Origin of the sequence: Agathobacter sp. LCP21S3_B2, from assembly GCF_052118705.1 — a bacterium.
Lineage (GTDB): Bacteria > Bacillota > Clostridia > Lachnospirales > Lachnospiraceae > Roseburia.
Window position 1 is genome coordinate 43,410 of the sequence record NZ_JBQKGQ010000004.1, and the last position, 22,493, is coordinate 65,902.

The 22,493-nt window shown below is 43.8% G+C and carries 19 protein-coding genes and 1 pseudogene; 19 read left to right on the forward strand and 1 reads right to left on the reverse strand.

Features of this window, described 5'->3' with window-relative positions; translation table 11 throughout:
* Nucleotides 1–811: 811 nt before the first annotated feature.
* The 10 genes from ACTQ1L_RS03980 to clpB all read left to right on the forward strand — a co-directional run bounded on the left by ACTQ1L_RS03980 (nucleotide 812) and on the right by clpB (nucleotide 10,835).
* On the forward strand, nucleotides 812–1,441 hold the full coding sequence (locus ACTQ1L_RS03980; protein ID WP_441365516.1) for an HAD family hydrolase: 630 nt from the start codon (nucleotides 812–814) through the stop codon (nucleotides 1,439–1,441).
* Between the two features lie 37 nt (nucleotides 1,442–1,478).
* Nucleotides 1,479–1,571, forward strand: coding sequence for a hypothetical protein (locus ACTQ1L_RS03985; protein ID WP_441365517.1), 93 nt, complete (start codon nucleotides 1,479–1,481; stop codon nucleotides 1,569–1,571).
* A 148-nt stretch (nucleotides 1,572–1,719) separates the two neighbouring features.
* The gene (locus ACTQ1L_RS03990) at nucleotides 1,720–3,069 is read left to right on the forward strand and encodes a sodium:proton antiporter (RefSeq protein WP_441365518.1); all 1,350 of its coding nucleotides are present in this window, start codon (nucleotides 1,720–1,722) and stop codon (nucleotides 3,067–3,069) included.
* A gap of 12 nt (nucleotides 3,070–3,081) precedes the next feature.
* Complete coding sequence (locus ACTQ1L_RS03995; RefSeq protein ID WP_321111043.1) at nucleotides 3,082–4,077, forward strand: cytidylate kinase-like family protein; 996 nt, start codon at nucleotides 3,082–3,084, stop codon at nucleotides 4,075–4,077.
* A 125-nt stretch (nucleotides 4,078–4,202) separates the two neighbouring features.
* A complete protein-coding gene (locus ACTQ1L_RS04000) occupies nucleotides 4,203–4,697 on the forward strand; it encodes a CarD family transcriptional regulator (RefSeq protein WP_321111045.1) in 495 nt (164 codons plus the stop codon).
* Between the two features lie 300 nt (nucleotides 4,698–4,997).
* Nucleotides 4,998–5,708 carry a CDP-alcohol phosphatidyltransferase family protein gene (locus ACTQ1L_RS04005; protein ID WP_321111047.1) on the forward strand — a complete coding sequence of 237 codons (711 nt, stop codon included), beginning with the start codon at nucleotides 4,998–5,000 and terminating at the stop codon, nucleotides 5,706–5,708.
* Entirely contained in the window at nucleotides 5,708–6,529 is an 822-nt protein-coding gene (locus tag ACTQ1L_RS04010) for a phosphatidylserine decarboxylase (RefSeq protein ID WP_321111049.1), read from the forward strand. The genes ACTQ1L_RS04005 and ACTQ1L_RS04010 overlap by 1 nt, the downstream gene beginning before the upstream one ends.
* Nucleotides 6,486–7,145 carry a phosphatase PAP2 family protein gene (locus tag ACTQ1L_RS04015; RefSeq protein WP_441365519.1) on the forward strand — a complete coding sequence of 220 codons (660 nt, stop codon included), beginning with the start codon at nucleotides 6,486–6,488 and terminating at the stop codon, nucleotides 7,143–7,145. The genes ACTQ1L_RS04010 and ACTQ1L_RS04015 overlap by 44 nt, the downstream gene beginning before the upstream one ends.
* 255 nt (nucleotides 7,146–7,400) lie before the next feature.
* The gene (locus tag ACTQ1L_RS04020; protein ID WP_321111052.1) at nucleotides 7,401–8,063 is read left to right on the forward strand and encodes a GTP pyrophosphokinase; all 663 of its coding nucleotides are present in this window, start codon (nucleotides 7,401–7,403) and stop codon (nucleotides 8,061–8,063) included.
* A gap of 171 nt (nucleotides 8,064–8,234) precedes the next feature.
* Nucleotides 8,235–10,835, forward strand: coding sequence for an ATP-dependent chaperone ClpB (clpB, locus tag ACTQ1L_RS04025; RefSeq protein WP_441365639.1), 2,601 nt, complete (start codon nucleotides 8,235–8,237; stop codon nucleotides 10,833–10,835).
* Nucleotides 10,836–10,850: 15 nt separating this feature from the next.
* On the opposite strand, the gene ACTQ1L_RS04030 is transcribed toward clpB, so the two are convergent.
* Nucleotides 10,851–11,909 carry a LacI family DNA-binding transcriptional regulator gene (locus ACTQ1L_RS04030; protein ID WP_441365520.1) on the reverse strand — a complete coding sequence of 353 codons (1,059 nt, stop codon included), beginning with the start codon at nucleotides 11,907–11,909 and terminating at the stop codon, nucleotides 10,851–10,853.
* A 198-nt stretch (nucleotides 11,910–12,107) separates the two neighbouring features.
* On the opposite strand from ACTQ1L_RS04030, the gene ACTQ1L_RS04035 reads away from it, so the two are divergent.
* From ACTQ1L_RS04035 to ACTQ1L_RS04075, 9 genes and pseudogenes are all read left to right on the forward strand, one after another.
* Nucleotides 12,108–13,592 carry an L-fucose/L-arabinose isomerase family protein gene (locus tag ACTQ1L_RS04035; protein WP_441365521.1) on the forward strand — a complete coding sequence of 495 codons (1,485 nt, stop codon included), beginning with the start codon at nucleotides 12,108–12,110 and terminating at the stop codon, nucleotides 13,590–13,592.
* Nucleotides 13,593–13,650: 58 nt separating this feature from the next.
* Complete coding sequence (gene xylB, locus ACTQ1L_RS04040) at nucleotides 13,651–15,117, forward strand: xylulokinase (RefSeq protein ID WP_441365522.1); 1,467 nt, start codon at nucleotides 13,651–13,653, stop codon at nucleotides 15,115–15,117.
* Between the two features lie 169 nt (nucleotides 15,118–15,286).
* Complete coding sequence (locus ACTQ1L_RS04045) at nucleotides 15,287–16,339, forward strand: N-acetylmuramoyl-L-alanine amidase (protein WP_441365523.1); 1,053 nt, start codon at nucleotides 15,287–15,289, stop codon at nucleotides 16,337–16,339.
* Nucleotides 16,340–16,649: 310 nt separating this feature from the next.
* Nucleotides 16,650–17,420: a lysophospholipid acyltransferase family protein gene (locus ACTQ1L_RS04050; RefSeq protein WP_441365524.1), complete on the forward strand. Its 771-nt coding sequence runs from the start codon at nucleotides 16,650–16,652 to the stop codon at nucleotides 17,418–17,420.
* A gap of 8 nt (nucleotides 17,421–17,428) precedes the next feature.
* The gene (locus ACTQ1L_RS04055; RefSeq protein WP_441365525.1) at nucleotides 17,429–18,268 is read left to right on the forward strand and encodes a glycosyltransferase; all 840 of its coding nucleotides are present in this window, start codon (nucleotides 17,429–17,431) and stop codon (nucleotides 18,266–18,268) included.
* A 42-nt stretch (nucleotides 18,269–18,310) separates the two neighbouring features.
* Nucleotides 18,311–20,116 (forward strand): glycosyltransferase, encoded by a 1,806-nt coding sequence (locus ACTQ1L_RS04060; protein WP_441365526.1) that lies wholly within the window; start codon nucleotides 18,311–18,313, stop codon nucleotides 20,114–20,116.
* A gap of 224 nt (nucleotides 20,117–20,340) precedes the next feature.
* Nucleotides 20,341–20,565 (forward strand): annotated as a pseudogene (locus ACTQ1L_RS04065) (winged helix-turn-helix domain-containing protein); the annotation flags it as partial.
* Nucleotides 20,566–20,676: 111 nt separating this feature from the next.
* Nucleotides 20,677–21,594 carry an ABC transporter ATP-binding protein gene (locus tag ACTQ1L_RS04070; protein WP_441365527.1) on the forward strand — a complete coding sequence of 306 codons (918 nt, stop codon included), beginning with the start codon at nucleotides 20,677–20,679 and terminating at the stop codon, nucleotides 21,592–21,594.
* Nucleotides 21,587–22,489, forward strand: a complete 903-nt coding sequence (locus tag ACTQ1L_RS04075) for an ABC transporter permease (RefSeq protein ID WP_441365528.1) — start codon at nucleotides 21,587–21,589, stop codon at nucleotides 22,487–22,489. Before ACTQ1L_RS04070 ends, ACTQ1L_RS04075 begins: the two co-directional genes overlap by 8 nt.
* The last annotated feature ends 4 nt before the right edge of the window (nucleotides 22,490–22,493 follow it).

Consider the following 22,493-nt stretch of genomic DNA (forward strand, 5'->3'; position numbering starts at 1 on the left):
TGTGGATATGCCGGGGCTTTTTTGTTATTAGGGAATATGGAACCTCGTGGCAGTTCATAATTTTCTTCAGAACACACTGCATGCCCTCCGGCGAATTTAGTGTGTCGAGTGGGAAGCAGTGGAGGTTTTGAGCTTCCCACATAAAGGCTGAGAGGATGCCGGGATGGCATGTAGTATATTCTTCAGGAAATTATGAAGACAGCCCCGAGCCCATGTACGGATAGATTGAGGATATGCCGGGGCTTTTTTGTTATTAGGGAATATGGAACCTCGTGGCAGTTCATAATTTTCTTCAGAACACACTGCATGCCCTCCGGCGAATTTAGTTGTGTCAAGTGGGAAGCGTCGTAGGTTTTGAGCTTCCCACGTGCAGGCTGAGAGCGCCGTGCCGTCCGAACCGCAGGTGAGGAACAGCACATTATATCTCAGCGTAAGTGGCGTAAGCCGGTGGTGGTGGGCAGGCGGTACTGTCGGGCGGGCGAATAGCGCAGCTGTTTAGTGTCTGTAGAATTATGCTGTAAAGCACAGAAATGCCGAGGCATGGACGCCGAGGCAAGGAGAAATCGAGCCATGGATGGCGAGTTTCGACGGTTTCGTCGGGCATAGAAAACCTGTAGGCATAATTTCGTACAGACACTTGACAGCGAAGCGTAGCCCGCACGACAGCACCGCCTGCCCACCACCACCGGCTTACGACACGTACTATTGAAAATATTGGGAAATTATTGAAAAAGAAAAGTACTTGCACCCAAATCCAAAAGCATATTACAATGGGTGATAAGAAAAATTGTATTGTCGAAAGGAGAAAAGCATGAAACTTCCACTCACATATGATAACTATATATTTGACCTCTACGGTACTCTTGTGGATATACACACAGACGAGAGTGACACTGCAATCTGGGAAAAGCTCGCCATGTTCTATGGATATTACGGAGCATTGTATGAGGCAAAGGAGCTTAAGGAGCGCTATGAGACACTTGTAAAGAGCAGCGAGGCAGAGCTTAAGAAGAAAATTGAAAAGTCTGATGCAGATGCGCAGTTTGCTATCTCATATGCTCACGAAGCATCACCGGAGATACATATAGAGGATGTATTTGAAAAGCTCTATGAGGAAAAGGGTGTGAATCCGACAAAAGAGCTCTCAGTGCATACCGGACAGTTTTTCAGGGTGATGAGCACCGAATACATAAAGCTTTATCCGGGCACAAAGGAGATGCTCAAGGAGCTTAAGGAGGCTGGGAAAAATGTATATCTGCTTTCAAATGCGCAGCGCATATTTACAGCCTATGAGATGATAAGACTTGATATCTTTGATTTGTTTGATGACGTATTTATCTCGTCTGATTACAACACCAAAAAGCCTGATGTCAGATTCTATAAGGAGCTGATAGAGAAGCATGATATTGACGTGGCAAAATCGCTCTTTACTAGGAAATGATTCGACTACCGATATCAAGGGTGCAAAGGAATGCCGGATGGACGCATTTTATGTGAAATCAAATATATCGCCAAAGGATGATATGGCTCATGACGCAGACTATGTTATAGATAATTTTACCAACTGGTAATGCATTATTGTTTATAAAAATGTGAATACTACATAAAAAACATATATAAATTAAAAACTTTTTATAAACAGTTGCAAATAAAATATAATGGTGTAAAATGAACTAGATTTGAATTAGTTTATTTTTTAACAAAGTAGAGGTGATAAGAATGTCAAACACATTATTAATGTTGTGTATCCCATTTGCGGGCTTATTACTGTGCATAGCAGTTATGCCGCTTGTGAAGCCTGAATGGTGGGAGAAGCATCAAGCTCATGCAGTTATCTTATGGTCACTGCTTTTTGCCATTCCGTTCGCGCTGTTCTATGGAGCACCAAAAGCCGCAGAGACGGTACTGGAGTGTCTGATAGGCGACTATCTGACCTTTATCGTGCTGCTCTTTGGACTGTTCTGCGTAGCCGGAAATATAAAGCTGGAGGGAAGTCTGGTCGGCAATCCAAAGGTAAACGTTATCATGCTTGCCGTTGGAACACTTTTTTCAAGCTGTATAGGAACTACCGGAGCCAGTATGCTCTTTGTCAGACCAATCATCCAGATGAACTCATGGAGAAAGAACAAGCGTCATATCATGGTATTTTTCATTTTCCTTGTGTCAAATATCGGAGGCTGCCTTACACCTATCGGTGACCCGCCACTGCTCATGGGATTTTCAAGAGGAGTATCATTTTTCTGGAGCATGAGACTGTTTCCGGTTCTGGTAATAAATATGATATTACTTCTGGGCATATTTTATCATTTGGACAGGAAGGCATATCAGAAGGATATCACTAAGGGACTTATGCCTGAGGTTAAGGAGAATGAGCCTTTAATTAGAATAAAGGGTGCTCAAAACTTTTTATATATAGTAATGATTGTCATAGCCGTTATACTAAGCGGTGTGCTTCCTAAGCTTTCTGCATTCCAGAATGCTGCAGGAGAGGTTATCGGTATTCCGATATTCAGGGAGGTTACACTCACTGTGCCTGCAATCATTGAGATTGCAATTATTCTGCTTGCAGCCTTACTTTCCTTCAAGACAACACCGAAGGAGGTTCGTGTGCAGAACCATTTCACATGGGGAGCAATTCAGGAGGTTGCGGTGCTTTTCATCGGAATCTTCATCACCATGCAGCCGGCTCTTATGGTATTAAAGAGCGCCGGTTCAGGTCTTGGAATCACGGAGCCGTTTGAGATGTTCTGGGCAACAGGAGCACTTTCAAGCTTCCTCGACAATACACCGACATATCTGGTTTTCCTTACTACAGCGGGAGCCATGCACTTTACTACAGGTGTCGCAACCACATTGGGAGTGGTGCCGGTCAAGATGCTTATGGCAATTTCGTGTGGCGCTGTATTTATGGGAGCCAACACATATATTGGAAATGCACCGAACTTTATGGTCAAGTCATTATCAGACGAAAACGGTATCAACATGCCATCGTTCTTCGGTTACATGTGGTGGTCAGTGCGTTATCTGTTCCCTGTTTTCATCATAGATATGATCATATTCTTTTTATAGGAGGGATGAATTATGGAATTTTATGACGAGAAAATTAAAGCTCTTGCCATCAAAATCTATGAGCTTGATGCCGAAGTATACAAGAAATTAGGCTCATCCCTCGGCAGGGTATTTGGTGGCGAGAAGGATATATGTATCCGCAACATCATGGAGGATCTGCACTCAAGGCAGAACAGCTCAAGAATCCGAAGCGAGCTTGCCCTGATAAGCAACATGGCAAGAACAATACCTGATCACGATACAAGGCATGATATCATGGTCAGATACAACAACATAGTAGAGGAGATAGCGGAGCTCCCGACAGGCTTTGCTGACGGAGATATCCTCGATCCAAAGATAGCGGATTTAAATACCGTAAACCTGAAGGATCGTTTCAAGACGGGCGATCATCTGATTATCTGTATAGGACGTTCCTGCGGATGTGGTGGAAATGAGATTGGATTTGCACTTGCAGACAAGCTTCGTATGAATTTCTATGATGTGTCTGTCATGAATGAGGTGTTCAGACAGAAGGATGGAGAGGAAGCTGCCCAGGCTACAGCTACCTTCCAGAAAAAAGAGCGAATGGGAATCAAAAAGCGCATAAAAGCTTTTAAGAGATACCACGGACTTTCATCAGAGGATGTGCTTTTCTTTGATACGAGCAAGTTCCTTGTAGAGAAGGCAAAGCAGGAGGACTTCATTGTCATGGGACGTTTCGCGGATGCGATTCTGACAAACAATCATATTCCTCACATCAGTATCTTTATCACAGCACCGGAGAAGAGACGAGTACAGCGTTTCCTTGAGATAAACAAGAATGTGACTCCGAATCAGGCAAAGAAGTGGATAGAGTCTGAGGATATAAGACATCTGAAGACCTACAAATTCTATACCGGCAGAAAGTGGAGCAAGGCAAGTAACTATGATATCTGTATCAACAGTGCCAGCTACGGTATCAAGGGCTCAATAGAGCTTATCATCCGTATGCTCCAGCTCGATGACCGTGTGAATCAGCTGATGGAGTAGTTTTTTAAAGCGTGTTTTATTGACGTAAAACACGCTTTTTTGATATATTTGACATTTTAAAAATTCCTCTTACAAAATTCGTGAAAAAGTGATAAAATGATAACGTATAACGAAAGAGGTGTGATATGTTCGAAATAGGTGATTACGTATTAAATGCTACAAATGGTATTTGCAAAATAAGCGAAATCGTGGAGTTAGACATGTCAGGAGACAAGCAGCTCAAGTCATATTTTTTGCTTCGTCCTATTGAGGAGGAGAATGACAGAGTGTATATTCCTGTTGACAATGCCGATAAGAGGATACGTAAGGTAATAACAAAGGGTGAGGCACAGGCAGTGCTGGATAGGATTCCTGAGATAGAGGCACTCGTGGTAGACAAAGAGAAGGAGCGCGAAACACGCTACAAGGAGGCAGTCAGAAGTTGTGAGCCGGATAATGTAGTCAGTCTCATAAAGTGTTTACATATCAGAAGCGAGCAGCGTGCCCGGGCTGGCAAGAAGGCTACAGCCGTCGATGAGCGCTATGGCAAGATGGCAGAGCACAATCTCAATGCAGAGCTTTCTTTTGTTTTGAAAAAAGACAAGCAGGAGATTAAAGAATTAATTAATAAAATGCTCTAAAATAGTATAAAAGTCATAAAAAGGCTTGCTTTATCTTCTATTATGATGTAAGATGATACTGAAGTACTAAGCAGGGAGTATTTTTTATAAGGGCAGAATCAATTCAGGTGTTCTGCCCTGTTCTTTTTGCTGAAAAAGGATATATTAAGAAAAGTTTAAACAAATAATTAATGAGTTTACGTTGGAAATATGATATTATATATCAGGTAAAGGCGTATAATATTATCGTTTAATGGTAAATGAGAAAACTTATCATGTTTTATCTGATAGAAACAAAAGAATTAAAGTAAGGGAATCAATATGGATAATATGAATAATATGAATATTAATTCTGCAATAGCAGATACTATGGATATAGGAAATACAAACACAGAAAAAAAGACAGGGCTCATAGGCTTTTATAATTATACGGTAGTGCTTACATACATAGGCATGTGGATAGGCTTCCTTGGAGTGATGCTTGCCATAAAGGATAGGTATGTGGGCTCATTAATCTGCCTTATGCTCGCCGGTGTCTGCGATATGTTTGACGGCACCATTGCATCCACAAAGAAGGATCGTACCAGGGACGAGCGCACATTTGGCATACAGATAGATTCATTAAGTGATATCATATGTTTCGGTGTGCTTCCGGCAGTGTGGGTATTTTGCGTGACACCAAAGATATCAGTTGCATTTGTCGCCATATTTGTATTCATGCTTTGCGGGCTTATCCGTCTGGCATACTTTAATGTGGATGAGGCTAACAGACAGGCAGCCACAGCAGAGCGCAGACAGTACTATCTGGGGCTTCCAATCACCTCCAGTGCTCTTGCTATCCCGGCGGTATATCTGATTGGCGAGTTCACTGCTATACATATAGAGACAATCGCAGCACTTGCCCTTTTAGTCATAGGCATATGCTACGTGCTCCCGGTAAAGCTCAAAAAGCCATCTCTTTTTGGCGAGGTTCTGCTTGTAGGTATAGGAGCAGTTGAGTTTTGTATTCTCATTGCGGAGGTTCTTATTTAATGGCAAAAAAATCGTTTGTAGACTGGCTTTACACCACGGCACCTGGGCGTGTGACACTTAAGGTGCTTCTGTATACAGGTGCACTTAAGCTCGGAGAAATAGTAGCACGCTCCCCGCTGTCTAAGCCGTTTATCAGCCGGTATATAAAGAATAACAATATAGACATGTCTGATTTTAAGGGACAGAAATATAACAGTTTTCAGGATTTTTTCTCCAGAAAGCGCGATGATATTGGGGTGGACAGGCAGGCTGAGCATCTTATCAGTCCGTGTGACGGCTACCTGAGTGCCTACAGGATAAAAAGTAACAACAGCTTTTACATCAAGGGCTCATGGTACAAGGTGACGGATCTTGTCACCGATAAAAAAATTGCAAAGGAATTTGTCGGAGGAGACTGCGTGATACTGCGTCTTTGTGCCAATGATTATCATCATTACTGCTATATAGATGACGGCTTTCAGGGAAAGAATCATTTCGTGAAAGGGCTGCTTCACAGCGTTCAGCCGATTGCACTGGAAAATGCTCCTGTTTACAGGAAAAACAGGCGTATGTGGACAATTCTTGATACAGTTAATTTTGGCAAGGTGGCACAGATTGAGGTAGGCGCGCTGCTCGTGGGCGGCATAGTCAATGACCACGAGAATGTCATGATGAGAAAGGGCGCAGAGATGGGGCATTTTGAGCTGATTGGCTCCACAATTGTGCTTTTGTTTAAAAAAGGTCATATCGACCTGCTTCCGGAAATCAAAGAGTGTATAAAAGGAGACAAAGAAGTACGTGTTATCCAGGGACAGCATATCGCAAACAGGACAGCTTTTTAACAGAATACTTCCAAAATACAGCCGTATTCCACTGCTTTTTACAGTAGTGCTCAATTTCAGTGTATACTGGGGCGCGAGAGCAATTGCAGGCGGTTTTACACATCACAATATAGAGACCGCGCTCGATGGCATGATACCGGTTGTGTACCCTACAGTAGTCATTTATTTTGGCTGCTATATTTTTTGGATTATAGGATATCTGTACAATGCAGCGATGGATAGAACGCACTGTTATCGTTTCCTTATGGCAGACTGGCTGGCAAAGGCAGTCTGTTTTATCTGTTATATCGTGTATCCTACAACCAATACCCGCCCGGAAATTGTAGGCTCAGACATATGGGCACAGCTCATGCGCTTTTTATATAGTATGGATGCAGCGGACAATCTTTTTCCATCTATACACTGCCTTGTAAGCTGGCTGTGCTATATCGGCATTCGTGGCAATAAAAAAGTACCGCAGTGGATACGTACAACCTTCTGGATTTGCGCTATAGCAGTATTCATATCCACATTGACTACAAAGCAGCATGTGATATATGATGTAGTGGCAGGAGTGATCCTCATCGAAGTAACATACCGAATTTCACGGCTGTTACTTACTAAATTAAGTAAATAATTAATTAGAATGCAGCTTCCCACCCGTAAACCTTCTGCCGGAGAGTATGCGGTGTGTTCCGAAGAAAAATTATGAACTGTCACGAGGTTCCATAAAAATAGTAGTTGAAAGAAATGATAAAATAAAAACAATCTAATTCTATGTGTGTTCGTGACTGACTTCATAATTTTACAGAGGAATATACTGCATGCTATGCCGGCTTGCATAGATTATAAAGTGGGAAGCGGAAATATATTATATGTAAGGGGGGGAAACATGGATGATATACAAATAGAGATGCTGCCGGTGCTGGGCGAATTCAGTTCAATTGCCTCGCAGTATGAACACATCATGTTCTACTACGAATCGGGCATACAGCAGATAGTAGCAAAGCTGCAGATATTAAATAATGAATTCAAAAACAATCACGAAAGAAATCCAATCGAGAACATAAAGAGCCGTGTAAAGTCACTTGACAGTATAATAGACAAAATGAAGCGAAAGGGCATTCCACTCACCACCAACGCCATGAAGCGTGAGATAAAGGATATAGCCGGCGTCAGGGTCATTTGTCCATTTATATCCGATGTATATCAGGTGGCCAATATGCTTGTGAATCAGGCGGATGTCGAGATTGTCACTATAAAGGACTACATAAAAAAACCAAAGGAAAATGGATACAGGAGTCTTCATATGATAGTGCTGGTTGATGTGTATTTTTCGGATCACAAGGACAAGGTGCCGATAGAGATACAGTTTCGTACCATTGCCATGAATTTCTGGGCCAGCACAGAGCATCAGCTTCGCTACAAGAAGAGCCGTGTATTCACGGAGGAGATGCAGCAGGAGCTCAAGAAATGCGCGGATATCATGGCAGACGCTGATGACAAGATGCAGAATCTGGCAAATGTTTCGGGGATTGTGCAGCCGATTGAGTAAAAGAGAGTGATGTAAGTCACTCTTTTTTGCTTGTAAATCAAAAGTTTATATTTATTTAATAAAAATTGTTAGCACTCTCACTTGACGAGTGCTAATTTGCGTGCTATAACATAGTCACAAGGAAATATTGAAGGATTATTTGTGGATAACATAGTAGAAGGGAGTGAGACTATGAACATTCAAAAATTCACACAGAAATCAATAGAGGCAGTCAATGACTGCGAGAAGCTTGCATATGATTATGGCAATCAGGAGATAGAACAGGAGCATCTGCTTGTGGCATTGCTTTCACAGGAGGATGGACTGATACCGAAGCTGATTGACAAGATGGAGATAAACGTAGAGCATTTCACAGAGAATGCAAAGCGTCATCTGGCAGCGCGCACAAAGGTAAGTGGCAGCAGTGCACAGGTCTATGTGGGCAATGATCTAAACAAGGTTCTTATCCATGCTGAGGACGAGGCAAAGGCAATGGGAGATGAGTATGTTTCGGTAGAGCATCTTTTCCTGTGTCTGCTGAAGTATCCAAACAAGGCAATGAAGGAGCTGATAAAGGAGTACGGTCTCACAAGAGACAGATTCCTCACAGCGCTTTCTACGGTCAGGGGCAATCAGAAGGTCACATCCGATAACCCTGAGGCCACCTATGATACACTTGAGAAATACGGCTACGACATGGTGGAGCGTGCAAGACAGCAGAAGCTTGATCCTGTTATCGGCCGTGACGACGAGATACGAAATGTAGTGCGCATCCTCTCGCGTAAAACTAAAAATAACCCGGTACTTATAGGTGAGCCGGGTGTTGGTAAAACGGCAGTCGTTGAGGGACTGGCGCAGCGTATTGTAAAGGGCGATGTGCCTGAGGGCTTAAAGGACAAAAAACTGTTTGCACTCGATATGGGCTCTCTGATTGCAGGAGCTAAGTACAGGGGCGAGTTTGAGGAGAGACTTAAGGCAGTGCTTGAGGAGGTAAAAGCCTCTGACGGACAGATAATTCTCTTTATCGATGAGCTTCATACAATAGTAGGAGCCGGAAAGACAGACGGAGCCATGGATGCGGGACAACTTCTTAAGCCAATGCTTGCAAGAGGTGAGCTGCACTGCGTGGGCGCCACAACACTCGATGAGTACCGTGAGTATATTGAGAAGGATGCAGCCCTTGAGAGACGTTTCCAGCCTGTTATGGTAGACGAACCGACAGTAGAGGATACTATCTCGATACTTCGTGGCCTTAAGGACAGATACGAGGTATTCCACGGCGTTAAAATCACAGACTCGGCACTTGTCACAGCGGCAGTGCTTTCAAACAGATACATCACAGACAGATTTTTGCCTGATAAGGCAATAGATCTTGTGGATGAGGCATGCGCCATGATAAAGACCGAGCTTGATTCAATGCCGGCAGAGCTTGATGAGCAGAATCGTAAGATTATGCAGCTTGAGATAGAGGAGACAGCTCTAAAGAAAGAGACAGACCACTTAAGTCAGGACAGACTTGAAGCACTCCAGAAGGAGCTTGCAGAGCTGCGTGATGACTTTAATGCAAAAAAGGCACAGTGGCAGAACGAGAAGGGAGCTGTTGACAAGGTCAGCAAGCTTCGTGAAAAGATTGAGTCCACAAAGAATGAAATCAAGACAGCACAGCAGAACTATGACCTGGAAAAGGCAGCAGAGCTACAGTACGGCGTGCTTCCAAACCTTAAGAAGGAGCTGGAATCAGAGGAGGCACTGCTTAAGGACAGAGACTTATCGCTTGTGCGAGAGAACGTGGGCGATGAGGAGATTGCACTCATTATCTCGCGCTGGACAGGAATACCTGTTGCAAAGCTTACGGAGAGTGAGCGTAATAAGACACTTCACCTCGATGAGGAGCTGCACAAGAGGGTAATAGGACAGGATGACGGAGTTACAAAGGTGACAGAGGCTATCATCCGATCAAAGGCAGGCATCAAGGATCCTACAAAGCCGATAGGTTCGTTTATGTTACTCGGACCTACAGGTGTAGGTAAGACAGAGCTTGCAAAGGCACTTGCGGCAAGTCTGTTTGATGATGAGAACAACATGGTCAGACTCGATATGAGTGAGTACATGGAGAAATACTCAGTGTCACGACTCATCGGAGCGCCTCCTGGATATGTAGGCTATGATGAGGGTGGACAGCTCACAGAGGCTGTAAGGCGTAAGCCATACTCAGTAGTACTCTTTGATGAGGTGGAAAAAGCCCATCCGGATGTATTCAACGTGTTGCTTCAGGTGCTTGATGACGGACGCATTACTGACTCACAGGGACGTACGGTGGATTTCAAAAACACTATCATCATTATGACAAGTAACCTCGGCTCACAGGAGCTTCTTGAGGGGATAGAGGCAGACGGCAGCATCAGCACAGAGTGTGAGAACCGCGTCATGGATGAACTTAAGGGGCATTTCAGACCGGAGTTTTTAAACAGACTTGATGAGATCATAATGTTCAAGCCTCTTACAAAGGACAACATTGGTCATATCATCACCCTGCTCATGGCAGAATTAAACAAGCGTCTTGTCGACAAGGAAATCACAGTCGAGCTGACAGACACTGCAAAGCAGTTTATCACCGACAGTGGCTACGATCCGGTATACGGAGCAAGACCACTCAAGAGATATCTGCAGAAGCATGTCGAGACACTCGCGGCAAAGCTGATTCTGGCAGATGGTGTGAGAGCAGGAGATACCATTCTTATAGATGTGAAGGATGACAAACTTAGTGCATCGGCAGTTCAGAAAAATGCATAAGTGAATGTATAGAAATTAACAACTTTTTCTCTTTATAATTTCTGTGCTTATTTCAATTTTTACATGGCTTGCAGAGGTAGAATTTATTATCTCTGCAAGCCTTTTTACTGCAATTTCACCCATGTACTGCTTAGGCACATGCACAGTCGAAAGAGGCGGTGTAATGTAGGTACACATTGGCATATCATCAAAGCCTATTACTGATATGTCTTCAGGGATGCGGTAGCCTGCCTCTGAAAGTGCGCGCATAGCTCCGGCAGCAATCAGGTCATTGTCGGCAAAGTAGCATCGGGCAAGCTCGTCACCGCTTTCTATTACTGCCTTCATATCGCCGTAAGCACCGTCAACTGTAGGGGAGAGGTGATGTACGACTGAGCGCGAGGTTGACATACCGCTTTTGCGTATTGCTTTATAGAAGCCGTCGGCTCTCTCCTCAAAGCCTGTTATAATGTATGAGGAATGCAGATATCCCGGCTGTGCATGTGTTTGTTTGATCAGATAGTCTGTGGCAAGATAGGCACCCTGAAGGTTATTTATAGTCACGCAATCGAGGTTTAAGGCTTCGAAATAGTTGTCTATTAGCACAACAGGCAGACCGCACCTTGTAAATGGCTTTATGTCATGCTCTTCCATCTCGGTTCCAAGCAGCAGGATACCCTTTGCTCCAAGCCTTTTCCACTCAGATAGCAAAGCCTCAATATCGTCATTTTCGTATATGTAGCTGATATTCAGGTAGTAGTGGCAGTGCCTGCAGCCCAAATCAATACCCTCTGACAGCTGTGAAAAGAATGGAACATCCTGTACCAAAACGCCGTGCTCTGTATGTGTGTAAACAGGAGAATTAGGAACTACAGCGCCATTCTTTCTGTATATTACAAAATATAATGTGCCATTGGAGGCCGGAGTTTCATTGGTATTTGATATCCTTGAAAAATCATATCCGGCAGAGACCGCAGCTTGGAGTACACGTTTTCTGGTGAGTGTGCTGACACCGGGCTTATTATTAAGTGCCATCGATATAGCTGCTTCAGAAAGATTAAGTTGTTTGGCAAGTTCTTTTGCTGTGATAGACATGGCATAGCTCCTTATGTTTTATTTGCCTCATTATAACATGACAATATAGTATTAACATTACAATTTAGTAAATTAAGTTGGAAAATACACTAAATTTACTAAATTATAGGTATCAATTAAGCTGGACCGGATATATACTTAGCACATAAGAACAATTAATCTGTCCGATGGGGCATATGAGAGAAGGAGATTTACACTATGAACAATATTCCAAAAATGAAAATTGGTATAGTTGCGGTAAGCCGTGACTGTTTTCCGGAAAGTCTGTCAGTAAACAGAAGAAAAGCACTTGTCGATGCATACACTGCAAAGTATGATGCAGCAGACATATACGAGTGTCCTGTATGTATCGTGGAGAGCGAAATACATATGGTACAGGCACTTGAGGACATAAAGGCAGCAGGCTGCAATGCACTTTGTGTTTACCTTGGAAACTTTGGACCGGAGATTTCAGAGACTCTTCTTGCAAAGCACTTTGACGGACCAAAGATGTTTGTTGCAGCAGCAGAGGAGACACAGGATAACTTAATTCAGGGACGTGGAGATGCATACTGTGGTATGTTAAATGCAAGCTACAATCTGGCACTCAGAAATATAGGAGCGTATATTCCGGAGTATCCTGTGGGCGATGCAGATGACTGTGCAGATATGATACATGAATTCCTGCCAATAGCAAGGGCTATATACGGACTTAATAATCTTAAGATTATTTCATTCGGACCGAGACCACTCAATTTCCTTGCATGCAATGCGCCAATCAAGCAGCTCTACAACGTGGGTGTTGAGATTGAGGAAAATTCAGAGCTTGATTTGTTTGAGGCATTTAACAAGCATGCCGGTGATGAGAGAATACCGGATGTGGTAAAGGACATGGAAAGGGAGCTTGGCGAGGGCAACAAAAAGCCTGAGATTCTTGAGAAGCTTGCACAGTATGAGCTCACACTTTTAGACTGGGTTGATGAGCATAAGGGCTACAGAAAGTATGTGGCAATCGCAGGAAAATGCTGGCCTGCCTTCCAGACACAGTTTGGATTTGTACCATGCTATGTAAACAGCCGTCTTACAGGAAGAGGTATCCCGGTTTCATGCGAGGTGGACATCTATGGAGTGCTCAGTGAGTTTATCGGAACCTGCGTCAGCGAGGATGCGGTAACACTTCTCGATATCAACAACTCAGTGCCGAAGGATATGTACAAGGAGTCAATCGAGGGCAGATTTGACTACAAGCATACAGACACATTTATGGGCTTCCACTGTGGAAACACCTGTTCAAGCAAGGTTTGCAACCCACAGATGAAGTATCAGATGATTATGGCAAGAAGCCTTCCTGTAGAGGTGACAAACGGAACTCTCGAGGGAGATATAGTGCCGGGAGAAATTACATTTTACCGTCTCCAGTCTACAGCAGACTGTAAGATTCGTGCTTATGTGGCTCAGGGTGAGGTGCTTCCTGTTGCAACACGCTCATTCGGCAGTATCGGAGTGTTTGCGATAAAGGAGATGGGACGTTTCTACCGCCATGTGCTTATCGAGAAGAACTATCCTCATCACGGAGCTGTAGCCTTCGGTCATTATGGAAAAGCCCTTTTTGAGGTATTTAAATATCTTGGCGTGCCAGTTGAGGATATTAACTACAATCAGCCGGCATCACTGCCATACAAGACAGAAAATCCTTTCTGTTAGTGGGTTCTGAATAGTTACGTTATCTGATGTAAACATATTACGTGAATGGAGAATAGATATGCTATATATAGGTGTGGATTTAGGCACAAGTGCAGTAAAGCTTCTGCTCATGGATGAGAGCGGAAAGGTATTAAATATAGTCTCAAAGGAGTATCCAATCAGCTTTCCAAAGCCGGGCTGGTCAGAGCAGAATCCATGTGACTGGTGGGAGCAGACCGTGGCTGGGCTTATAGAGCTGACTAAAGATTTTGACAGGAGCGCTGTTGCGGGAATCAGCTTCGGCGGTCAGATGCATGGACTTGTCGTATTAGATGAAAACGACAATGTAATAAGACCTGCTATACTTTGGAATGACGGAAGAACACAGAAGGAGACAGACTATTTAAATAATGTAATAGGAAAAGAAAAGCTGTCTGAGCTCACCGGAAATATAGCGTTTGCCGGATTTACAGCGCCAAAGATTTTATGGCTAAAAGCAAATGAACCGGAAAACTTTGCCAGAATAAAAAAGCTTATGCTGCCAAAGGATTATATTGCATACCGCATGACAGGTGTATTTAGTACCGATTATTCAGATGCATCGGGAATGCTTCTTCTGGATGTAAAAAATAAGTGCTGGTCAAAGGAGATGCTTGACATATGCGATGTAAGAGAGGAGTGGCTTCCAGAGCTTTATGAGAGCAGTGAAAAGACAGGCACTCTGAAAGCTGATGTGGCATGTGAGCTCGGCTTTCCTAAAGACTGCATAGTTGCAGCCGGGGCAGGAGATAATGCGGCTGCAGCTATAGGAACAGGTACGGTCGGAGCCGGAAAGTGTAACCTTTCTCTTGGAACAAGCGGCACACTTTTCATTACAAGTGATGAGTTCAGGGTGGATTCGCACAATGCGCTTCATTCGTTTGATCATGCTGACGGCGGCTATCATCTGATGGGCTGCATGCTCTCGGCTGCAAGCTGCAACAACTGGTGGATGAAGGATATCCTTCATTCCGATGACTTTGTGAATGAGCAGAAGCCTCTTGAGGAGGATGGCAGACTTGGTGAGAATCATGTGTATTTTCTGCCTTATCTGATGGGAGAGCGCTCTCCACACAATGATCCGTCTGCAAGGGCAGCGTTTATCGGGATGAGCATGGATACTGACAGAGCCGACATGCTGCAGGCTGTGTTTGAGGGTGTGGCATATGGTCTTCGCGATTCACTTGAGGTGGCAAAGAGCCTGGGTGTGGCACCAAAAAGCACAACAATCTGTGGTGGCGGTGCAAAGAGTATGCTTTGGAGAAAGATAGTTGCAAACGTCATGAATATGCAGGTTGACACGGTAGAGGTCGAGGAAGGACCGGCATACGGCGGTGCAATACTGGCTGCAGTTGCAAACGGCTGCTTTGAAAATGTGGAGGCTGCGGCAGCGGCTATTGTGAGAAAGAAGGATACGACCATGCCAAGTCCACAGCTTGTAGAAAAATACGAGAAGGGCTATGCAAAATTTAAGCAGTTTTATCCAGCATTAAAGGGTAAATATTAGTCAGGTTAATAGTTTAAAACTATAAAAAAGGCGTAGGATTAAATTCCTGCGCCTTTTTAATTGGGAATCAACAGCAGAAATTTTTGAAATGAAAGTAATGTTGCCTAATACTTGAACAATATCATGGGTTTGTCTATAATGTAAGAAAAAGAAAATGGAGCTTTATTAAATGAAAAGATTTACAGCAATATTACTTACAGGTATTATGATATTTTCTCTCGCGTCATGTGGTAAAAAAACACAGGAAGCAAAGGACACAGCAGCAGAAAAGGTTGAGGCGCATACACAAGCCACAGAGCAGATTGAGGAATCAGAAACAAAGCCACAGGAAACTGAGACCCAGGCAACTGAAGCAAAACAGCCCGAAACCCAGACTGCTGAGACTCAGACAGCAGAGCCACAACAGCCGGAAAATCAGGCTGATAACAGTGCACAGCAGTCAGACTATCAGTACACGGACAAGGCGTCATACGAAAATGGAGAATCAGTATCACTAAATCCTTCATGGCAGTATGCAGACCATTCAGCGATAAATTCAGGCTGTGCGGTCATGTACAAGGCTACAGCAAACCGCAAAAACATAGTAGTGGGTGTCAATGCTGGACACGGTACAAGCGGAGGAACTTCGGTGAAGACACTTTGTCATCCGGACGGCTCGGCAAAGACCACAGGTGGTACAACAGGCGCAGGTGCAACAAAAGCAGTAGCAGTTTCAGGTGGTATGTCCTTTAATGACGGTACACCGGAGAGCTCTGTCACACTCCGTATGGCGCAGATATTAAAGGACAAGCTGCTTGCGGCAGGCTATGATGTGCTTATGGTAAGAGACGGAAGCGATGTGCAGCTTGACAATGTGGCACGTACTGTCATCTGCAATAATGCGGCAGACTGTCATATTGCTCTGCACTGGGATGGCGACGGACTAAGCTACGATAAGGGCTGCTTTTACATATCAGTGCCGGGAGGCATAAAGGGAATGGAGCCGGTTGCATCACACTGGCAGCAGCATGATGCACTTGGGGCAAGCCTGATAGAAGGACTGCGCGCTCATGGAGCAAAGATAAACGGTAATGGCTCTATGGCAATAGACCTGACACAGACCTCATACAGCACGGTACCATCGGTGGATGTAGAGCTTGGCAACGCATGCTCTGACCACAGCGATGCAACACTTGAAAATCTGGCAGATGGACTGGTGCAGGGAGTCGAGGGATATTTCTAAAAGAGTGCTTTGAGGAGGTGCTGGAATTTAAGGTACATGATCCGGATGAGGAAAAGTCACTAAAGGAGACGGCGGCTTCAGCACTCGCACAGATAGAAGAAAAAATTATGATGCAGAACTGATGGCTAAAGGAATAACAAAGGATAGGATAAAGCATTATGGCTTTGCTTTTGAGGGCAAAAAGGTGCTTATAATGTAAGGATTATTACACTTATTAGTAGAGTGATGTTTATTTGAAAATTTTATTAAGAACACATATCATAATGAGTCGGAAAACTAAAGTTTGCAAAAACAACCGAATAATAGTAAAATGTCATACATGCGAGTATATTATTACGAAAACGAGCTTGAGGACGAGTTTTCCTCTGCTTCAATCAAGGCAAAAAAGATAGACGCAGACTATGACTACAGTATGGATAGTGCAGGAAGGCGATTTCTGCACTTCTTTTGGTATAAAATTATAGCAAAGCCTATAGCACGATTGTTTTTGCAGCTTAAATTCCGGCACAGGATAGTGGGGCTTGAGAAAATGGAGGCTGTAAGGAGAAAGGGCTTTTTCCTGTACGGCAATCATACCAACGCAGGTGCAGACGCACTTATTCCTACCATGGTGTCTCATCCGCAGGATACGTATGTGATAGTCCATCCTAACAATGTGTCGATGCCTGTTTTCGGGCATGTTACACCGTATCTTGGAGCGCTTCCGCTGCCGGATGACCGCGAGGCGATGAAGCATTTTCTTGACGAGATAGCAAAAAAGATAGAGCAGGACAAATGTGTGATGATATATCCGGAGGCGCATATATGGCCGTATTACACGAAGATACGTCCATTTACGGATGCATCGTTCCGCTATCCGGTGCAGCTTAAGTGTCCTGTAATGTGTTTTACGAATACCTACCAGAAGAGAAAACACGGACAAAAGCCACGCATCGTCACATATATTGACGGGCCTTTTTACCCGGATGAGAGTCTTAAGGGAAAGGCGCGCAAGGAGGCACTCAGAAATCAGGTATATGAAGCCATGGTGGAGCGGAGTAAGTTAAATACGATAGAGCTTGCGAAGTATATTAAGAAATAGGGGATTTTATGAGAAACATTTTATTTTCGGGAAATATAAAGGTATTTGATGGCATACTGACGTGTATGCTTTCGATATTCATGCGCACAAGGTCAGATGAGCCGTACCGCTTTTATATATTTACGATGGATGTGTCGCATCTGAGGGCTGATTTTGTTTCGGTTTCAGATGAGCAGATTACATTTTTGGATGATGTGGCAAAGAGCTATAATAAAGCCAATGAGGTCATAAAAATAGATGTGACTGATTTGTATATGAGTGAGTTTTCGGGGTGTCCGAACGAGGGAGCGTACTGCTCGCCGTATACGCTGCTTCGGCTTTTTGCAGACAAAATACCGCAGATACCGGACAAGCTGCTTTATCTGGACGCAGATATCCTGTTTAACAGGGAGCCGGAGCTTTTATATGACATAGATGTGACAGGCTTTGAATATGCGGCTGCGAGAGACCACTACGGCAAATATCTGCTGAATCCAAACTATATCAATGCGGGTGTATTGCTCCTAAATATGAAGCAGATAAAACAGACCGGGCTTTTTGAAAAGGCGAGGACACTCATAAGGACGAAAAAGCTTTTGTTTGCAGACCAGGATGCAATATATAAGAGCACCACACGCAAGAAAATGCTGCCACAGCGCTTCAACGATCAAAAATTTCTGCACGATCACACGATAGTCAGACATTTTTCAAAGAGGCTTTTCTGGCTGCCGTATCCGCATACTGCCAATATCAAGCAGTGGAATGTCAGCGCGGTTCACAGGATTTTTAAGTATGACCGGTTTGATGATATATTGTTTGAGTATATTTATCTGAAAAAGAAATACGCCGAATGCGGTAGTTTGGAATAGTTTTACAAAAAAGTACAATACTAACAGGGAGAATCGGACGAAATGGAAATAAAAGAATTTAATCTTAAAAGCTTAAGGGAAATACCAATATTTTTTGCATGCGATGAGGGCTTTGTGAAGTACACGATGGTGTCCATAAAGTCTATCATGGAAAATGCATCGAGAGACCGCAGATATCATATATATATACTACACATGGGAATTTTGGCGGCAACGCAGAGCCGCGTGACGGCAATGGCGGATGCTGATTTTGATATTGATTTTGTTGATGTGACAGAGAAGATGAATTCCATTGCAGGCAAGCTGCCAATCAGGGATTATTATTCGAATACGACATATTTCAGGCTTTTTATCCCTGATATGTTTCCACAGTACAGAAAGGCACTTTATATCGACAGTGACACTATAGTGGTCGGTGACATTTCACAGATGTATGACCACAGGCTTGGAAGGCTCTATGCGGGTGTGTGTCCTGACAGGGTAGTGGCGCAGAATGAAATACTCGGTGAATATGTGGAGAAGGTACTGGGTGTAAAGCGTGAGAAATACTTTAATGCCGGAGTAATGCTCATAAACTGCAGCCAGTTCAGGGAAAATCATCTGCTTGACGAATTTCTTGAGCTGCTGCATGTGTATCTGTTTGTTGTGGCACAGGATCAGGATTATCTGAATATTCTGTGCAAGGACCAGGTGCTTTACATGGAGCCGAAGTGGAATGCGCAGGTGTTTGGTGAGCTGGCATGTCCTGTCGAGGAGGTTGGGCTGTTCCATTTCAATATGGCGGCCAAGCCATGGCACTATAAGGATTGCCGGCTGGCAGAGTATTTCTGGAAATATGCAAAGTACACATCAAGCTATGGTGAGATAAAAGAGGGACTTGAAAGCTATACAGACGAGCAGCGATATGTGGACAGTGTTTCGGGAGAAAAGCTCGTTGAGCTTGCAGTATCGGAAATCAACAGGGAGGACAATTATCTGCGTCAGGTGACAAATACACACCGTTCAGAGGAAAAGCTTGAGCTTTTAAAGCACATTGAAGAGCTGGAAAAGGAAGGACGCTTTGCAGAGGATGCGCAGGCTAATCCACCGGCGCCGCCGCTTTTGCCGGAGGATATCAACTATCTGTCAAGGAGCTTAAAGAGCAAGACACAGACCAAGTATGCGTTTAAGCTTGCCAGATGGTTTGTAAATCTGCTGATCAAGAAAAAGCAGCTTATAATCAAGGAGTACAAGGGCGTTGAAAATCTTGAGAAAGTGGCTGACGGAGCTGTGATTACATGCAATCATTTCAATGCATTTGACAGCTTTGCTATCACACTTGCGTTTGAGCAGGGAAAGCTTAAAAAGAAAAAGCTGTATCGTGTCATAAGAGAGGGCAATTACACGGGCTTTCCGGGCTTTTACGGATTTTTGATGAGGCACTGTAACACGCTGCCTCTAAGCTCGAATTTCAAGACCATGGAGAAGTTTATTACGGCGGTGGACCGTGTGCTTCAGAAGAAACAGTTTGTGCTTGTCTATCCGGAGCAGGGCATGTGGTGGAATTACAGAAAGCCAAGACCGCTTCAGAAGGGAGCCTTTACATTTGCTGCAAGGAATAATAAGCCGGTGCTTCCGGTGTTTATCACTATGAGTGACAGCGATGTAATCGATGCAGATGGTTTTTACGTGCAGGAATACACAGTGCATTTCTGTGAGCCAATCTATCCGGATCCGTCAAAGAAGCAGGCGGTAAATGCAAGGGAGATGCTTGATAAGAACTACGAGGCATGGAAAGCGGTTTATGAAGAGACCTATAAGAAGAAGCTTACCTATACATGCGATGAGCAGGCGGATTCAAATGAATAGGACGCATAGTGAGATAAATGCGTCCGGCATGATTTTTTCAGTATAGAAGTGTTATTATAGAAGTGGTACAACAGATAGAGAAAGGGAATATTATGACAGACAACAAATCCGGGGAGATACTCATAATAGAGGATGACAAGGACATTAATGATCTGCTTGCGACAGCGCTCTCAAAAGCCGGATATAGAACAAGACAGCTTTATGTAGCTGATAATGCTGTTGACGGTATCACAAAGCAGGAGTTTGCCATACTCGAGCTTCTCATGGCGCATCCCAGACAGGTGTTTGCCAAGGAGGACATATTTGAATATGCCTGGGATGAGCCGTACATGGGTGAGACAAAGACTCTTGATGTGCACATCAGCAATATCAGAAAGAAGATAAAAAAGCTGACCGATGACGAGTACATAGAGACAGTGTGGGGCATCGGTTACAAAATGAAAGAGTAAAGGTAAACAAGCTTTACTCTTTTTTTACTTTTTGTTAGCGATGTATTAGGATTTTACATTTATATTATGATTAAAGGGTTGCTAAGGAATAAAAGAAAAGGAGATTTGATTGTGAGTGAAATATTATTGCAGACAAAGGCACTGACCAAGCAGTATGGGCACCAGAAGGCAGTTGACAATGTGGACATCCACATCAAAAAGGGTGCAATCTATGGATTTATCGGCAGAAACGGTGCCGGCAAGACTACCTGTATGAGAATGATCGGTGGTCTGGCAAAGCCGACAAGCGGAGAGATATCCATGTTTGGATACGCTGGAAAGGATTTGTCAAAGGTACGCTCAAGAGTGGGCTGCCTGATTGAGGCACCGGGTGTATATCCAAACATGACGGCGAAGGAAAATATCGAGATGAAGTGCCGTCTCTTCGGCATCAGTAAAAAGGGCTATGCAGAGTGCATACTGGATAAGGTAGGTCTGTTAAATGTGGGAAAGAAAAAGACAAAGAATTTTTCACTTGGTATGAAGCAGAGGCTTGGAATCGGCATGGCGCTGGTTGGAGAGCCTGACCTTTTAGTGCTTGATGAGCCTATCAACGGACTTGATCCACAGGGAATTGCAGAGGTGCGTGATACGATTCAGAATCTGTGTGCACAGCAGGATATGACTGTGTTTATCTCAAGCCATATATTGGAGGAGCTTTCAAAGCTTGCCACAGATTACGGCATTATAAATAATGGAGCCCTGCTTCAGGAAATTACCAGAGAGGAGCTGCTTTCCAAGTGCAGTGAGAAGATTACACTGACAGTGGACAATCCAAATAAAGCAGTGCCTGTGCTCGATAAGATGGGCTTTGTGCACTACATGATAGTGGACAAAAATCATATAGATGTCTATGAGCGCCTGAATGATAGCGCCGCCTTAAATACAGCGCTGGTCACATCAGGAGTTTCTGTGGCACAGCTAGCGGTCACAGGAATGGAGCTTGAGACATATTTCCTTAGTATCACAGGAGGTGCGACAAATGTTTAATGCGGTAAGAATGGATATTTACAGACTGATACATACGAAGTCAGCTTATGTTATACTGGTAATAGCTATGGCACTCGCAATAGCTATGAGCGGTATGACAGCTCTTGTCAGAAGCATGGCGGCAGAGAGCATCGTGGAAACAACTGATGAGGTCACTATGGTAAGTGAGTCAGACAGTGAGATAGCAGATGAATACGATACAGCATCAGTGGAATCGTCAAATGGACCAACGGCAACAGTCGGGCTTGAAGTGGACAACTCCGACATGTCAGATGAGGTACCGACCATAGCAGATATGGTTGAAAGCGATATAGCGGGTCTTGACCTGGCACTTTTACTTGCGATATTTACGGTGCTTTTCTCAACAGCTGACTTAAACAGCGGCTATATAAAGAGCGTAGGCGGACAGGTGAAGTGCCGTGGAGTGCTGCTGTTTTCAAAGATGATAGCGCTTTCGGTATTTACCTTTGTGGCCATGGCACTTGATGTGATCGTCCAGTGTATTGCGACACCGCTGTTTTTACATGGAGCAGAATTCGGAGATGCAGCAGACTTATTTAAGATGCTTGGCAGCCAGTATGTGGTCACACTTTTATTTGTATATTTTGTCATGGCAATGGCAATCATTATAAAAAACAATGTAATCAGCATGATTATCGCTGTGTGCATGTGTACAGGTATCTTTACACTCATTTTCAGTGGAATCAATATACTTATTGAAAAAATCGGAGTAAAGAACTTTGATATAAATGATTACCTTATTGTTAATCAGATTTCTGCGCTTGATCTGAGTGCGTCTGCAAAGACCGTAGGCGGTGCATTTGCGGTAGCCGCTGTGTGGGCAGTGGTGTCACTGATTGCAGTTTACGGTGTATTTAAACGCAGGGATATATAATGTG